12 protein-coding genes are annotated in these 15,267 nt (G+C 66.6%); 3 read left to right on the top strand and 9 right to left on the bottom strand.

Going from position 1 to position 15,267, the window contains the following annotated elements:
* Window positions 1–17: 17 nt before the first annotated feature.
* Complete coding sequence (locus ABIE00_RS10070) at window positions 18–437, top strand: DUF4870 domain-containing protein (RefSeq protein WP_003800826.1); 420 nt, start codon at window positions 18–20, stop codon at window positions 435–437.
* A 105-nt stretch (window positions 438–542) separates the two neighbouring features.
* On the opposite strand, the gene hemW is transcribed toward ABIE00_RS10070, so the two are convergent.
* Both hemW and lepA read right to left on the bottom strand, forming a co-directional pair.
* The gene (gene hemW, locus ABIE00_RS10065) at window positions 543–1,772 is read right to left on the bottom strand and encodes a radical SAM family heme chaperone HemW (protein WP_354259717.1); all 1,230 of its coding nucleotides are present in this window, start codon (window positions 1,770–1,772) and stop codon (window positions 543–545) included.
* A gap of 36 nt (window positions 1,773–1,808) precedes the next feature.
* Window positions 1,809–3,662 carry a translation elongation factor 4 gene (gene lepA / locus ABIE00_RS10060; protein WP_354259714.1) on the bottom strand — a complete coding sequence of 618 codons (1,854 nt, stop codon included), beginning with the start codon at window positions 3,660–3,662 and terminating at the stop codon, window positions 1,809–1,811.
* Between the two features lie 182 nt (window positions 3,663–3,844).
* Between lepA and ABIE00_RS10055 the strand changes: the two genes are divergently transcribed.
* Entirely contained in the window at window positions 3,845–4,390 is a 546-nt protein-coding gene (locus ABIE00_RS10055) for a type II toxin-antitoxin system PemK/MazF family toxin (protein WP_354259711.1), read from the top strand.
* Between the two features lie 186 nt (window positions 4,391–4,576).
* Window positions 4,577–4,837 carry a 30S ribosomal protein S20 gene (rpsT, locus tag ABIE00_RS10050; RefSeq protein WP_003800822.1) on the top strand — a complete coding sequence of 87 codons (261 nt, stop codon included), beginning with the start codon at window positions 4,577–4,579 and terminating at the stop codon, window positions 4,835–4,837.
* Window positions 4,838–5,007: 170 nt separating this feature from the next.
* On the opposite strand, the gene holA is transcribed toward rpsT, so the two are convergent.
* From holA to leuS, 7 genes are all read right to left on the bottom strand, one after another.
* The gene (gene holA / locus ABIE00_RS10045) at window positions 5,008–6,021 is read right to left on the bottom strand and encodes a DNA polymerase III subunit delta (RefSeq protein ID WP_354259707.1); all 1,014 of its coding nucleotides are present in this window, start codon (window positions 6,019–6,021) and stop codon (window positions 5,008–5,010) included.
* Window positions 5,958–7,532 carry a ComEC/Rec2 family competence protein gene (locus ABIE00_RS10040; RefSeq protein WP_354259704.1) on the bottom strand — a complete coding sequence of 525 codons (1,575 nt, stop codon included), beginning with the start codon at window positions 7,530–7,532 and terminating at the stop codon, window positions 5,958–5,960. The genes holA and ABIE00_RS10040 overlap by 64 nt, the downstream gene beginning before the upstream one ends.
* A gap of 373 nt (window positions 7,533–7,905) precedes the next feature.
* Complete coding sequence (locus ABIE00_RS10035) at window positions 7,906–8,835, bottom strand: ComEA family DNA-binding protein (RefSeq protein WP_354259702.1); 930 nt, start codon at window positions 8,833–8,835, stop codon at window positions 7,906–7,908.
* A 283-nt stretch (window positions 8,836–9,118) separates the two neighbouring features.
* A complete protein-coding gene (locus ABIE00_RS10030; RefSeq protein ID WP_354259699.1) occupies window positions 9,119–9,304 on the bottom strand; it encodes a hypothetical protein in 186 nt (61 codons plus the stop codon).
* A 131-nt stretch (window positions 9,305–9,435) separates the two neighbouring features.
* Complete coding sequence (locus tag ABIE00_RS10025; RefSeq protein ID WP_354259696.1) at window positions 9,436–11,178, bottom strand: HNH endonuclease signature motif containing protein; 1,743 nt, start codon at window positions 11,176–11,178, stop codon at window positions 9,436–9,438.
* Between the two features lie 99 nt (window positions 11,179–11,277).
* On the bottom strand, window positions 11,278–12,321 hold the full coding sequence (locus tag ABIE00_RS10020) for a DegV family protein (RefSeq protein ID WP_354259693.1): 1,044 nt from the start codon (window positions 12,319–12,321) through the stop codon (window positions 11,278–11,280).
* 108 nt (window positions 12,322–12,429) lie between these two features.
* Window positions 12,430–14,955 (bottom strand): leucine--tRNA ligase, encoded by a 2,526-nt coding sequence (gene leuS, locus ABIE00_RS10015; RefSeq protein ID WP_354263315.1) that lies wholly within the window; start codon window positions 14,953–14,955, stop codon window positions 12,430–12,432.
* Window positions 14,956–15,267: the final 312 nt, after the last annotated feature.

The following is a 15,267-nucleotide window of genomic DNA, read 5'->3' as shown; positions in this document are numbered from 1 at the left end:
AGCTAAAGGAAGACACCGTGGCAGAAGACGCTCGCGACCGCAGGGACACACAGTCCGGCCAGGACCTGCCCCAGTACCATGGCGTTCCGGCCAACGCGCTTCCGCTGACAGCGAGCGAGGACCGGCAGTGGGCCACCTTGGCGCACTTCGGCGGCATCCTCGGCTGCGTTCCGGCGCTGCTCATCTACCTCATCTTCCGCGACCGCGGCCCGTTCACCGCGCAGGAGTCCAAGGAAGCCCTCAACTTCACCCTGCCGCCCACCATTGCGGCCTTCGTCGCCAACCTGCTGGTGCTGCTCCCCGTCGTCGGCAACCTGTTCGCCGTCGTGGCCACACTCATCTGGATTGCCCTGACCTGCTTCGCGGTGTCCGCCGGCGTCCACGTCAACAAGGGCCAGCCGCACCGGTACCAGTACAACCTGCGCTGGATCAAGTAACCGGCCGGATCAGCTGGCCAAAAGCAACGCGGGGTCACTTAGCGCCCAATATCCCTACCGGATTGGGCTGGAAGTGACCCCGCGTTGTTTTTCTGTTGTGGCGAATCAGTCCGGCAGGAGCCTGCGGACCACGGCATCGGCCAGCAGCCGGCCTTTCAGGGTGAGGACCAGGCGGCCCCTGAAGGCATCCTCCGGCACCACCAGGCCGTCGGCGATCAGGCCGGCCACGGCCTTCCTGCCGGACGGCGCGAGGACAGCGGTGTCGAGACCCGAGGAAAGCCGCGCCTCCAGCATGACCTTTTCCACGCTCCTGGTTTCGTCGTCGAGCGTTTCACGTCCTGCCGCCGGCGAGACGCCTGAGCCGAGCCGGCCGGCATAGGCGGTGGGGTGCTTGACGTTCCACCACCGCACTCCGCCCACATGTGAGTGCGCGCCCGGGCCGATGCCCCACCAGTCGTCCCCGCGCCAATAGGCAAGGTTGTGGCGGCACGCCTGTTCCGGCGTCGCGGACCAGTTGCTGACCTCGTACCAGTGCAGGCCGGCGTCGGTGATCATCCTCTCGGCGAGTTCATACTTGTCGGCGTGGTCGTCGTCGTCGATTTCCGGAACTTCACCACGGCGGATCTGGGCGGCGAGCTTCGTGCCGTCCTCAATGATCAGCGCGTAGGCGCTGATGTGGTCAGGCTTGTAGGACAGAGCGGTCTCAAGCGAAAAGCGCCAGTCCTCGAGGGATTCCCCGGGTGTGCCGTAGATGAGGTCAAGGCTGACAGCCAGTCCGGCGTCCCGCGCCCACTGCACCACGAGCGGGACACGGCTCGGGGTGTGTGTGCGGTCAAGGACCTTCAGCACGTGGGGCACGGCGGACTGCATGCCGAAGGACACCCGCGTGAAGCCCGCGTCCGCGAGCAGCTGCAAAGATTCCGGCGTAACGGAGTCCGGATTAGCCTCCGTGGTCACTTCGGCGCCGGTTTCGATCCCCCAGGTGTCGATGGCGGCACGGAGGATCCGCGCCAGGTCCTCGGCAGGCAGCAGCGTGGGCGTACCGCCGCCGAAGAACACGGTGCTCAGTTTCCTGGCGGGCAGGCCCGACTCCGCAAGGACCCGCGCGGCAAAATCCACTTCCGAGATGGCAGTGGAGGCGTACGCGTCCTGGGAAGCACCGCCGCCGAGCTCGGTGGCGGTGTAGGTATTGAAGTCGCAGTAGCCGCAGCGCACCGCGCAAAACGGGATGTGCACGTACAGCCCGAAGGCCCGGTTGGCCGCGCCGTCCGCCGCCTGCTGCGGCAACAGGCCGTCCGACGGCGCGGGGTCACCCAGGGGAAGAACGCTAGGCATGCGTGCGGCCTCCGGAGGTTCGGGCCACGGTCATCACTACTTCTTGGCCTTGTCCTTGGAGTCGTCGGTGGTGAGGGCTGCGATGAAGGCTTCCTGCGGCACTTCCACGCGCCCCACCATCTTCATGCGCTTCTTGCCTTCTTTCTGCTTTTCCAGCAGTTTGCGCTTACGGGAGATGTCACCGCCGTAGCACTTGGCGAGAACGTCCTTGCGGATGGCGCGGATGGACTCGCGGGCGATGATCCGGGAGCCGATGGCGGCCTGGATGGGCACCTCGAACTGCTGGCGCGGGATGAGTTCGCGCAGCTTGCCGGTCATCATCACGCCGTAGGCGTAGGCCTTGTCCTTGTGGGTGATGGCGCTGAAAGCATCCACCTGTTCGCCCTGGAGCAGGATGTCCACCTTGACCAGGTCGGCGACCTGTTCGCCGTCGGCCTTCCAGTCCAGCGAGGCGTAGCCGCGCGTCTTGGACTTGAGCAGGTCGAAGAAGTCGAAGACGATCTCGGCCAGCGGCATCCAGTACCGCAGCTCAACCCGGTCCTCGGACAGGTAGTCCATGCCTCTCATGACGCCGCGGCGGCCCTGGCACAGCTCCATGATGGCACCGACGAACTCGTTGGGAGCCAGGATGGTGGCAGCCACCATGGGTTCGCGAACCTCGTTGATCTTGCCGGAGGGGAACTCGCTGGGGTTCGTCACGGTTACCACGTTCTTGTCCTCGAGCGTGACCTCGTAAACCACGTTCGGTGCGGTGGAGATCAGGTCCAGGTTGAATTCGCGTTCAAGGCGTTCACGGACGATCTCCAAGTGCAGCAGGCCGAGGAAGCCCACGCGGAAGCCGAAGCCCAGCGCTGCGGAGGTTTCCGGCTCGTAGATCAGGGCGGCGTCGTTCAGCTTGAGCTTGTCCAGCGCGTCGCGGAGCACGGGGTAGTCGGTGCCGTCGAGGGGGTAGAGGCCCGAGAACACCATCGGCTTGGGGTCAGCGTAGCCGCTCAGTGATTCCGCCGCAGGCTTGGCAAGGTTCGTGACGGTGTCGCCCACCTTCGACTGGCGGACGTCCTTCACACCGGTTATGAGGTAGCCCACCTCGCCAACACCAAGGCCCTTGGAGGGTATTGGCTCCGGGGAGCTGACGCCGATTTCCAAGAGCTCATGGCTGGCCTTGGTGGACATCATCTGGATGCGCTCACGCGGGTGCAGCATGCCGTCCACCACGCGGACATAGGTAACCACGCCACGGTACGTGTCATAGACGGAGTCAAAGATCATGGCCCGGGCAGGCGCGTCGGGGTCGCCGACGGGCGCGGGCAGGTCCCGGACGATCTTGTCCAGGAGGGCTTCAACACCCACGCCGGTCTTGCCGGACACCAGCAGCACGTCTTCGGGATCGCCGCCGATCAGGCTGGCGAGTTCGGCTGCGTACTTCTCGGGCTGGGCTGCCGGCAGGTCGATCTTGTTCAGGACCGGGATGATGGTGAGGTCATTTTCCATTGCCAGGTACAGGTTCGCCAGCGTCTGGGCCTCAATGCCCTGCGCGGCGTCCACCAGCAGAACGGCGCCTTCGCAAGCAGCGAGGGAACGGGACACCTCGTAGGTGAAGTCCACGTGGCCCGGCGTGTCGATCATGTTCAGGGCGTAGCTCAGGCCGTCAAGCTCCCAGGGCATGCGGACAGCCTGGGACTTGATGGTGATACCGCGCTCCCGCTCAATATCCATGCGGTCCAGATACTGGGCCTTCATGTCGCGGGACTGCACGACACCGGTGAACTGCAGCATCCGGTCGGCCAAGGTGGACTTACCGTGGTCAATGTGCGCGATGATGCAGAAATTCCGAATAATGGCCGGATCTGTCGCGGCGGGCACCGGGGCGGTGCGGGCCATGGGAGACACGCAGGGTCCTTACTGTTGGCATTTCAGCGGCGTTGTTCAGGCTGAACTCTGGCCATCCTGCTGCCTGCCGCAATATCTGAACCTCTAGTCTCCCACGTCCCGGGCGCTGGCAGTACATTTTGCGTGGCCCGCACAACCGGATGTCCAGCCGCTGCGGAGCCCACGCCGGTATGGTGGCCCGCATGGCCTTGAACTTCTCCCCGATCGGCGCCGCCGTCCGCGCCTCGCTCCGCTGGCTCGGCGTGCTAAGGCAACCGGCAGCCCGCACTCCTTCGCAGGTCCGCAGCAGGTCCGGAAACACGCCCCTGCCCCCGGCCGGGGTCACAGGCACTTACCCGGGCGACTTCACCGGCACGGCGACCCTGCGCTACTCCCCCTCCCTCGACGGGCGCCCGGACCCCGGTGAGATCGTATGGACCTGGGTTCCCTTCGAAGAGGACTACTCGCGCGGCAAGGACCGACCCGTCCTTCTGGTGGGCAGCCGCGGCAGGTATCTGCTGGGCCTGATGCTGACCAGCAAGGACCACGACGGCCACCCGCGCGGCCGCCTCGATTACGTGGACATCGGCACCGGGCCGTGGGACAGGCAAGGCCGCCCCAGCGAGGCCAAACTGGACCGCGTCCTGCAGATTCACCCGGCCGACATCCGGCGCGAGGGGTCGGTGCTGGAGCGGAAGAAGTTTAGGCTGGTGGCGGACGAGTTGCGTCGGTTGCACGGCTGGAAATGACGCCGACGCGCCCGTCCCCGCACTGAATGGCCACACATGGCTCCGACCTGCTAATATTTATAGCTGTGTGTCCGTGCAGGTCGACGGTCACTGATGGCTGGCCGCCATAGGTATCCCCACGCCGCTCAGTCAAGGCCAGCTTGAAAGCCCTCTAGACCATTTCCGCATTACAAAGAGAGTTCACACGTGGCAAATATCAAGTCCCAGAAGAAGCGCATCCTCACCAACGAGAAGGCCCGCCTGCGCAACAACGCAGTCAAGTCCGAGCTGAAGACGGCCATCCGCGCCGTCAACACCGCCGTTGAGTCCTCCGACAAGGAAGCTGCTACTACTGCGCTCGTTTCTGCCAGCCGTAAGCTGGACAAGGCTGTCAGCAAGGGTGTTCTGCACAAGAACAACGCTGCAAACCGCAAGTCGGCGATCTCCAAGAAGGTCAACGCACTCTAAGGTTTTCCGGTTCATCTGAACTGATGCTTGTGGCCGGCACCATTTGGTGCCGGCCACTTCTCTTTTAACTTCCGACGGCGGGGCTTCCGACGGCGGCCGCCCTCCCTTCTGAGCCCGGCGGCTTCCGAGCCTTCCGCGTGCGGCGCCTGCCGCTCCATTCGCGGCGCGGGCTAACGCCCGCGGGCAGCGGCCGCGATCACCGTCACGGCGTGTTCCACAGCGTAGACCGGATCACGCGATAGCCCTTTGACCTGCGCATCGGCTTCGGCTGTGACCTGGATGGACCGTGCCAGACCCTCGGGCGTCCACCTCCGGACGTCGCGCTGTGCCTGCTCCACCAGCCACGGCTGCATGCCCAACTGCTTGGCGATCTGCGCCGCTGAGCCTTTTGCGCCCGCGACCTTGGCGACTGTCCGGAGCTTCGCCGCCAGTGCCGCCACCAGCGGCACCGGATCGGCGCCGGTGGCCAGCGCATGCCGAAGGGTGGACAGAGCTACGGGCCCATTGCCCGCCATCGCAGCGTCGGCCACCTTGAAGGCCGTCGCCTCCACTCTTCCGCCGTAGTAGCGGTCGACCATGTCAGCATCAACGGCCGTGGAGGCGTCGGCTATGAGCTGGCTGCACGCCGCCGCCAGTTCGGACAGGTTGGCGCCGACCGCGTTGACCAGTGACTGGACTGCCTCCGGCGTGATCCGCCGGGCGGCGGCCTTGAACTCCGCCGTGACGAAGGCGGTCTTTTCCGCATCCTTCTTCAGCGGCTGGCAGTCGACAGTCGGCCATCCCCCGGCCTTCACGGCGTCGAGGAGCTTCTTGCCGCGTGTTCCGCCGCCGTGCCGGAGCACGAGGACAGCGTCCTGCTCCACGTGCTTGAGATAGGTCAGCGCGTCCGCCAGGAAGGCGTCGTTCATCGCCTCGAGGCCGTCAACCTCTATCAGTTTGCTTTCGCCGAACAGTGACGGGCTGACATTCATGGCCAGCGCCCCGGCCTCGTACGAGCCGGCAGTGAGCCTCGTGACTTCCACGTCCGGAGCCGCCGCACGCACTTGTGTCCGGATACGGTCCATCGCACGGATGCCGAGATACTCCTCGGGACCCGTGATCAGGACGACCGCAGCGGGGGCTACGTCCCGCCACGACGCCGAGTTAGCTGCCGGCGTCTTCGGTCGTTGCTGGGCAGCGGCCACTGGTATTTCCTCCCGGAGTTCAGATTGCAGACTCTAAGTCTCCCATGATCGTTGGGGCCGGCGCGGCGGAGCCTGACCTCCGGCAGCCGGTCAAGGATGCGGACAACGCCGGCGTGCGCGGCGAAGACCAGCTTGACGGTCCGCGCAGGGTGGGCAGCCATCCACACGGCGAACAATGTCACAACGGAGAAGAGCAGCATGGTCAGCAACCCGAACACGCCCTCCGGCCAGGGCGGCGCGGCGCCGGGAAGTCCAGCGGTGAACCGGGCGACGGCTGCCACAACACCGGCGAATAAGCCGGCAACGCCGATCAGGACGGTGGCAAGCCACGGCGCGAGGGGCAGGAGTGCCACAGCAGCCGTGCCCAGGATGGTGACGGGCGCTACGATCGGGGCAACAAGCACGTTGGCCAGCAGTGAGTACGTGGAAAACTGTGGCTGCAGCATCACAATGACGGGTCCGCACAGCACCTGGGCTGACAGGGGCACGGCAACAGCTGCCGCCGCCCAGCGCGGCACGCCTGCTGGAAACCAGCCCATGACGCAGCGGCCCAGCACAATGATCCCCAGAGTGGCGAGTACGGAGAGCAGGAACCCGAAGCTGACGCCCAGTTCCGGCTCCACGAGCAGCAGGGCAATTACCGCGAGGCAAAGGAAACTCAGTCCCCGGCCTGCCCGGCCGCCTGCAAGGGAGGCCAACGCAATGGCACCCATCAGCGATGCCCTGAGCACGCTCGCATCGGGACCCACCATGAGGACGAACAGGCCGAGGCCTGTGAGTGCGACGGCTGCGGCTGGAACCCTGGTCAGGCGCAACGAGCGAGCCGCCAACAGCAGAGCGCCAAGAATCAGGCTGCAGTTGGCGCCGGATACTGCCGTCAGGTGAGTGAGGCCCACGGTTTTCATGGCTGTCTCGAGTTCCTCGTCGAGGCCGCTGGTGTCGCCCGTGACCATGCCCGGGAGGAGCCCCCGCGCGTCATCGGCCAGCCACCCCGAAGCTGAGGCGAACCGCTTGCCCAGGGCGGCCGGTGCCCGCTGCCAATCCTGCTCTGCTGCAAGCCTTACAGGCGGCGACGACGCAGTCAGGATCGCAGCCTCCACCCTGCCCGGGTCCGGGGGCCGGAGCTTTCCGGTGACCCGCAGCAACTGCCCGCGGCCTGCATGCTGCCACTCCTCCCCGCCGATAATGACCACCGGCAGATGGGCATGCGTGACCTGGCCTCCGGAGGTCAATGACCGGGCCACCGCCCCGGCTGCCCAGCGTTCGGCACGGCCGGAGGGGCCCGGGGTCTTGAGTGCCCGCGGAGACGCGGTGACCTCGGCTTCCGCCACAACTGACGCCCGCCCGGCGATCAGTCCTGCCAGCTGCTCGTCGTGGCGCTGGGCTGCTGACACCGCAGAATGGGCAGTCGAGGCCGCGGCCAGCATGAGAGCCGCCGTCAGGGTGGTCAGGAAACTGCGGCGCCAGCGCCTTCCGGCCTTCTTCCTCCGCAGAACCGTTGCAAGTAACACTCCGGCAGACGCCGCGAGGCTACCCCACACAACCAGAAGGCTGCCTGGTGTCAGCCAGGGACCGGCGACAGTGGCGACCCACACGAGCAGCGCGGCCGGGGCAAGGCGAAGATCGGTCCGGCGCCGGTTCGTTTCGGTTACGTTTGTGTTCTGTTCACTTGAGAGCAGACGACGACGGATGTCCGCACGGATTTTCTGGCTGAGGCCATGAGCAGGACCGGGCTGGGACGGAGGCTTTGAGGGCACGGATTCCGTAGCGGCGGAATCACCAAAGCCTAAATCATCTGCTGCGAAGTCGGCCCTTGGGAAATCCACAGCCGCCTGGACATACCGCTGCCACCGGCTGGGCGTGGGTCCGGTCCTGCCCTCCATGTCAGACGGTCACCAGCGGGAGCAGAGTTTCCAGCATTTTGGGGCCGACGCCATCGACGGCGTCCAGTTCCTCGGGCGACTTGAAGGGGCCCTGCTGCGTGCGCCAGTCGACGATGCGCTGGGCCAGCACCGGGCCAACCCTGGGCAACTCGCCGAGTTCCTCCACGGTGGCGGTGTTGAGGTTGATCTTCCCGCCGCCATTCCCCGCAGGCCCACCAGTTCGATCGGGGGCACCGCCCGCTCCTGTAGTGCCCTCCGCTCCTGACGTGCCGGCGGCGCCGGATTTGTCCGCTGGCGCGGCACCGGTCGCATCAGCGGGTGCCACCTCGCCGCGGCGCGGTACGTAGATTTTCTGGCCGTCTTCCAGCGGGGAAGCGAGGTTAAGGCGGTCGGGGTCGGCCTCCGGGCGGGCGCCCCCGGCGGCGGCGATGGCCTCATGTACCCGGCTTCCGCGTGCGAGCCGGACTACTCCGGTTTTCTTCACCGCTCCTGCGACGTGCACCACGACGTTCCCAGCTACGCCGTCGTTGTTGGTCCCGTCAGACCCAGTCCGCTCACCGTCTTTCCCGTCAGTGTCTTTGCCCGCAGTTTCTTTCCCGACTCCGCCTGGCTCGCTGCTTTCCGGGCCGCTGCCGTCCGCGCCCTGTTGATCAGATGTGCTGGTGCCCGGTTTCCCCGCCGAATCGTGGGTCACTGAGCTGAGGGGAAGGACTTCAGGTCCATTGGCAGCCACCTGCCACCAGAGCAACGCCCCGGCAATCAGGGACAGCACGCCCACGAATGCCGCGGCTCGAATGCCCAGGCGCCAGCGGAACCGCGGTTCGGCCACTTCGCCGGACTCCGCAGGCCCGGCGGAACCGGACTTCTTGCCGTAGGCGAATCCGGCTCCCGTGCCCGCCTCCAGCAGTCCGATGGCGTCACCGCTGGGCAACTGGGCGGGCTCGTCATCAACGGTGAAGCCGGCATTACCTGTAACGCGAGGTGTGGCAGGCGGCCCGAGTGAGGCGGCCAGCCTTCTGGCTGCCCGCCCATCTGTTGCCCTCGACTGCCTGGAGCGACGTCCACCACGGGAGCGCCCCGGACTTGGGCTCTCCTCGTCAGCGCGCGGCTCAGCGCTGGCTGAGGCTCCAGCGGTCCGGTGTGACATATCCACCACGCTAGGGACCGGTCAGTCTTCCCGACAGTCCCGTAATGCCGTATGTGGAAAGCCTCCACTACCGCTGATAGGTGATGTACGCCTCGTACTGTACACGCCACTTCTCCGGGTCCTTGGGATCGGGGATGGTGGTGGTGAGGAACTGGACGCTCGTCACTTGGCCCTTCAAGTACTTCAGCCATTTTGTGACTTCGTCGGCCACATCCCGGTCAAGCTGGGCGACGTGGTGGACTTGCATGGACATGGGAGCCTCCTTGCTCGGTGGGGAGACTGTACTACCGCCGGGCAGGCACTGCTAGGGCATGACAAGTGGGCAGCGGTTTGAGCCCCCGACGCGGGCAGGGCCTGCGGCGGGGCGTTGGGACCAGCCTTTTCCTAGGCTGCTGATGACGAGTAGGGCCATGGATCAACCGGCAGTGGTGGTTCCGGGACGCCGAAAGCAAACGGGCTCTCGATCACGTCAAGCTCCTCGGGGGCTTCCAAGGGTTCGTCGTCGCGGTACCAGGCCGGGCGGAATTGGGCATCGAACCCGTCGAGGCTATTGGTACCGTCCGAACACTCTGGAGGGTCGGGCCAGTCCGGCGGCTCCGGCCAGTCTTGAGCAGGTGCTGATCCGGTCGAGACTCGGCCGCGTGGTGGCTCCGGCCAGTTCTGGACTGGCGCTGGTTCTGGCCAGGTGGGTGGTTCCCAGTCCTGGTGCTCGGCCTTGTAGGTCCGGCCCGATGGTGATGTCCAGCCCGGTGGGGTGTCGCGGGTGGCGCCGGCCGGTCTCCATTGCGTGGTGTGTTTGAGCCCGTGGTGTTTCGGGCAGGGCTGGCCGAGGTTGGCGACGCCGGTACCGCCGCCGCCGGCCCAGGCGAGGATGTGGTCGGCGTCGTTGTCCAGGGAGTGGTTGTTGCAGTTCGGGAATGAGCATTTGGCGTCGCGGAGCTGCAGCCATTGGCGCATCGGTTTGGTCAGCCGGTAGCTGGTGCGGCCGATCTCCAGGGGTGCACCGTCGCGCGGATCGGTGAGGACCTGGAGGAATGAGGTTGCGCCCTCGGCGACGAGCCGCCGGGCCATGGACGGCGGGATCGGCCCGTACCCGTCGAGAGTGGCCGGTTCCCCAGACAGGCCGAGCAGCGAAAACACCGGCACCGTGACCAGGACCTGCGCCGCCGGTGACGGCACACCACCGGGCAAAACGGAACCAGCCGATACCGATTCCGCAGACCCGGCCGACTCGGATCCAGTGGACGGGTCGTCAGCCGGGCTGCCCACGCCCGGGGCCGGGCCGAGCAGCCATCCGGCGGCGGCGTCGACCCGGCGCTGGGTCAGGGTGCGGGTTTCGGCCGGCCCCTGCATGGCACGGGCTGCGGCGGTGGTGCGGTTCCAGATCCCGGCCGCCTGGTCCGCGGGCAGATACGCCGAAAGCCAGGCCATGCCGTCCCGCTCCGGGGCATACTCCAGCCGCCGGTCCTGCACACACCTGTGGTGGCGTTTTTCGATGCTGACCGGATCATGCCGTTCCCGCCAGTACCGGGCCTTGGCCCGGAACCTCGCCGGCGTCAGCTCCCCCGCCGGGCAACCCCGCGCATACCCCGGCGCGTCCGGGTCCAAAAAATGCGCATCAAACGCCGCCGCCGCTTCCCGTCCCAGCCCCTCGGTTTCGTCGCACATGATCCGCCCGTGCTGCCACGACAGCGTCCCCGCCCCGAGCGCGGCCAGCGTCAACGGCAGATCCGTGCTGAGCCTGGCGCATTCGACCAGCAACCGGGCCGCCGACCCTTCGCTGACGGTCAGCGCACAGGCCACCTCAGCAGTCAGTGACATCTGCCGGACAACACGATCCGACGGGCTCTCAGCCGGCGGCGCCATCGCGGCGTCCGCGGCGGCGAGCCAGGCCGCAAATTGGACCTTCAGCGCCGCCACCTGGGCTTCCAACGTGGCCACCTCCGCCAGCCCCTCCAAGTACGCATCAGCCTGATCCTGGAGAAGATCCGACTGGTCCCCAGCGCCCCCAGCGTCGCCAGGGCCTACCTGGACCGGCCTGCCGGTCCCACGGCGAGCCAAAACAGCAAGCGTAGAGACAGAAGCACCGATGGCCTCCACCGCCTCCACTACTGCGTTCTCTTTCATGCCGAAAGCGTCTCACCAGGCACTGACATTTTTGGCTGATCCAGCCCCAGTTGTACGCCTTGAAGCCGGTTCCGTCGACCCGAACCGCCGATCCAGGCCCTAAATGCCGGCCGCGGTGCCGCTGGCGCCGCCGGCCTTGGAGGGGGCCGCGAGGCAACCAGCCACGGACGAGCTGCTTTCCCCCACGATCACCGCGAGGACGCCAAGTCCGGCGTGGGCCGCCAAGACTGCAGGCAGCGCGCTGATCTGTGCCGGCGGAAGGGCCGGGAGCTTCGCAGCCAGCCGGGCCGCGAGCAGCTCGGCCTCAGGCCGGTTGCCGAAGTGGTGGACGGCCAGCCGGGCTTCCCCCCGCGGCCGGCCCGCGGCCTCCGCCACCACGATCTCCTCAAGCCGGGCAATGGCCTTCGCCGCAGAGCGGACCTTTTCCAGCGGAACGATCTTGCCGCCGTCGACCGCCAGAATAGGCTTGATGGCCAACATGGCCCCGACCAGCGAAGCCGCGGCGCCGATGCGCCCGCCGCGCCGCAACTGCTCCAGGCTGGGCACGTAGAAAAACACCTTGGACCGTGCCGCGCGCTCCTCGGCGAGCCGACGCACTTCACTGGCATCGCGTCCGTCCGCCGCTGCCACCACGGCGCTCTGGACGGCGAGTCCCTGCGCCATGCCCACCGTGCGGGTGTCCAGCACCTCCACGGGGATCTTCACCCGGCCGGCAGCGAGGCGCGCGGCATCAGCGGTGCCGGACAGCCCACCGGAAATGTGGATGGACACGACGGACTCAAAGCCCTGCCGTTCGGCGGCCAGGTACGCCTGCTCAAACTGGCCAGGCGACGGCCGGGAAGTCTTGACAGGTGTCGCGGCGGCCAGGGCCACCGCGATGGTTCCGGCGATGTCGTCCTCGCCCTCGCCGTAGATCTCCTCACCCACCATGACGGGCATGGGGATGACGGCCAGGCGGCCGTTGATGGAGAAAGCCCGCACCCAGTCGGCGGGCAGGGCAGCGGCGGAGTCCGTCACCACGGCGGTACGGACGACGACGGCGGGCTCGCCCGTGGGCGGGACGTGGCCAGGCCTGGTTGCCTGGCGGAGACGGACCAGGTGCTCCTTTAACCACAGCCAGGCTGCCGGCTCTCGGTCAATCACGGCGCAACCCCCTGCAGTTATTTCCGGCCGCCGGCGGTGCCGGCGGCCGGAACCCGGCCAATCAGTCGTCCAAGCTGCTCAAATAACCCAGCTGCCCAAGTAACCCTGCTAGGCCGGGACGATGTTCACCAGTTTAGGTGCCCGCACAATGACGGTCCGGATGCCCCGGCCGTCGAGAGCTCGCTGGACGTTCTCGGAGGCCAGCGCAAGCTCGCGGAGCTCGTCCTCGGAGATGGCCGGCGACACCTCGAGCCGGTCCCTGACCTTGCCCTGGACCTGGACCACAGCGGTGATGGTCTCCTGCACCAGTAGGGCCTCGTCGTGCGATGGCCAGCCAGCGTTGGCGACGGACGCCGGGTGCCCCAGGACGTTCCACAGGTCCTCCGCCGTGTAAGGCGCAAAGAGGCTCAGGATGACGGCCACTGCTTCAGCGGCTTCACGCACGGCAGGATCGGCACCACCGACACCGGAGTCGATGGTCTTTCGCGTCGCGTTGACCAGTTCCATCAGCTTGGCCACCACCACGTTGAACTTGTTGTTGTCCAGCAGCTCCACGGCATCCGCGATGGTCCGGTGCGTGACAGAGCGCAGCGCGCGGTCACCGGTGCTGAAGTCCACCCCGGGTTCGCTGGTGACATCCTGGCCGAGGCGCCAGGCACGGGCCAGGAACTTGGCCGAGCCCGACGGCGAAACATCCGCCCAGTCGACGTCATCCTCGGGCGGGGAGGCGAAAATCATGGTGAGCCGGACGGCGTCGACGCCGTACTTGTCCAGCTGCTCGCCGAGGTCGACGCCGTTGCCCAGCGACTTGCTCATGGCCTTGCCGCCGTTGAGCACCTGGCCCTGGTTGAGCAGGGCGCTGAAGGGCTCGTCCGCTGCCAAGAGGCCCATGTCATGAATGACCTTCGTAAAAAAGCGGGCGTAGAGCAGGTGCAGGATGGCGTGCTCAACGCCGCCCACATACTGCCCGACCGGCATCCAGTCATTGATCTTCTCAGGGTCGAACGGGCCGTCGGTGTAGTGCGGGGAGACGAAGCGCAGGAAGTACCAGGACGAGTCCACGAACGTATCCATGGTGTCCGTGTCGCGCTGGGCCGCGCGTCCGCAGTTCGGACATTCGACGTTGACCCATTCTGCGGCTGCAGCCAGAGGCGACGTGCCCCTTGGTGACAGCGCTTCCCCACGCAGGTCCTCGGGGAGCCTAACCGGCAGTTGGTCGTCGGGGACCGGCACTTCCCCGCACTCAGCACAGTGGATGATGGGGATCGGGGTGCCCCAGAAGCGCTGGCGGCTCAGCAGCCAGTCACGCAGCCGGAAGTTGACGAACTTCTCGCCGGTACCCTGCTGCTCGAGAATCCGAATGGCTTCCGGGATGGCGTCGCTCTTGGGCAGCCCGTCAAGGACGCCGGAGTTGATCAGGGTGCCCTCCCCCGCGGTCGCCTTGCCGGAGACTGCGGGATCCTCCTCGCCGGTGTCCAGTACCGCGCGCACAGGCAGGCCGAACTCCTTGGCGAAGTCGAGGTCGCGCTGGTCGTGGGCGGGGACAGCCATGATGGCGCCCGTGCCGTAGTCGGCCAGGACGTAGTCCGCAGCCCAGACAGGCAGCTTTTCACCGTTCAGCGGGTTGATGGCATAGCGGCCGGTGAACACACCCGTCTTTTCACGCTCGGTGGATTGGCGTTCGATGTCCGAAAGGGCCTTTACTTTTTCACGGTAGGCCATGAGTGCGTCGTGGTGTTCGGGGGTAACCAGGTCCAGGGCCAGATGCGCATCGGCGGCCACGACGAAGAACGTGGCGCCGTACAGGGTATCCGGACGGGTGGTGAAAACCGTGACTTCACGCTCGCCGCGTCCGTCAGACGCCTCGATCACGAACCGGACGTGGGCCCCTTCCGAGCGGCCGATCCAGTTTTTCTGCATCGCCAGCACGCGCTCGGGCCAGTGCCCCTGCAGCTCGGACATGTCGTCCAGCAGCCGGTCCGCGTAGTCGGTGATCTTGAAATACCACTGGTTCAGCGACTTCTTGGTCACTGCCGTGCCGCAGCGTTCGCAGGCACCGTTGACAACCTGTTCGTTGGCCAGCACGGTGAGGTCCTTGGGGCACCAGTTGACCGGTGAATCCTTGCGGTAGGCCAGGCCGCGCTCGTAGAAGCGCTTGAACAGCCACTGCGTCCAGCGGTAGTACTCCGGATCGGAGGTGTGCAGCCTGCGTGACCAGTCAGCGGAGATGGCGTAGCGCTTGAAGGAAGCGGCCTGGGTGTCGATGTTGGCGTACGTCCACTCGCTGGGGTGGGCGTTGCGCTTGATCGCCGCGTTTTCAGCGGGCAGCCCGAAGGAGTCCCAGCCGATCGGGTGCAGCACGTCGTACCCCTGCTGGCGCAGGTACCGGGCCACCACGTCCCCCATGGCGAACGCCTCGGCGTGGCCCATGTGAAGGTCGCCGGACGGGTAGGGGAACATGTCCAGCACGTAGCGGCGCTCCCGGGATCCGTCGTCGGCGGGGGTAAAGACCTTCAGGTCTTCCCACACCTGCGGCCACCGGGCCTCCATCGCCGCGAAGCTGTACGCGCCCTCCTCGGGCGTCTCCGCTCCACCTGCTGCTGTTCCGGTTTCGGTCTCCGGCTGAACGCTCACTGCTGCCCTCTTCTGTTCTGTCATGACCTCTGTCCTGTCACAACGGTCTGATCCCCGCCGCCCGCCGGGAAGGTCTCCCCCGGACACACAAAAGCCCCTCGACATGGAGGGGCGGCCGCTCGATATTCCGGATTTGTTCGGGATACCAAGCGGCTAGCTAAGCAGAAGGATCGCACGCATACAGCCAGTCTAGCGCAACGCAATCACCCTCCCGCCCCTCGTTACCAGTCGCCACGAGCGGCTGAGTGGCAGACGCCGCGGAAGAGAGGAGCCCGCACCCGCCAAGGTGTGGTGGGCACCGCGAAGCGGGCG

The organism is Arthrobacter sp. OAP107, assembly GCF_040546765.1.
GTDB lineage: Bacteria > Actinomycetota > Actinomycetes > Actinomycetales > Micrococcaceae > Arthrobacter.
This window is presented reverse-complemented; position numbering and strand designations above follow the sequence as displayed.

What these genes read in the sequence shown, in the direction of transcription:
- hemW (WP_354259717.1), bottom strand. Translation starts at nt 1,772, where the DNA reads ATGCCTAGCGTTCTTCCCCTGGGTGACCCCGCGCCGTCGGACGGCCTG.
- ABIE00_RS10055 (WP_354259711.1), top strand. Translation starts at nt 3,845, where the DNA reads ATGGCCTTGAACTTCTCCCCGATCGGCGCCGCCGTCCGCGCCTCGCTC.
- ABIE00_RS10030 (WP_354259699.1), bottom strand. Translation starts at nt 9,304, where the DNA reads ATGTCCATGCAAGTCCACCACGTCGCCCAGCTTGACCGGGATGTGGCC.
- ABIE00_RS10025 (WP_354259696.1), bottom strand. Translation starts at nt 11,178, where the DNA reads ATGAAAGAGAACGCAGTAGTGGAGGCGGTGGAGGCCATCGGTGCTTCT.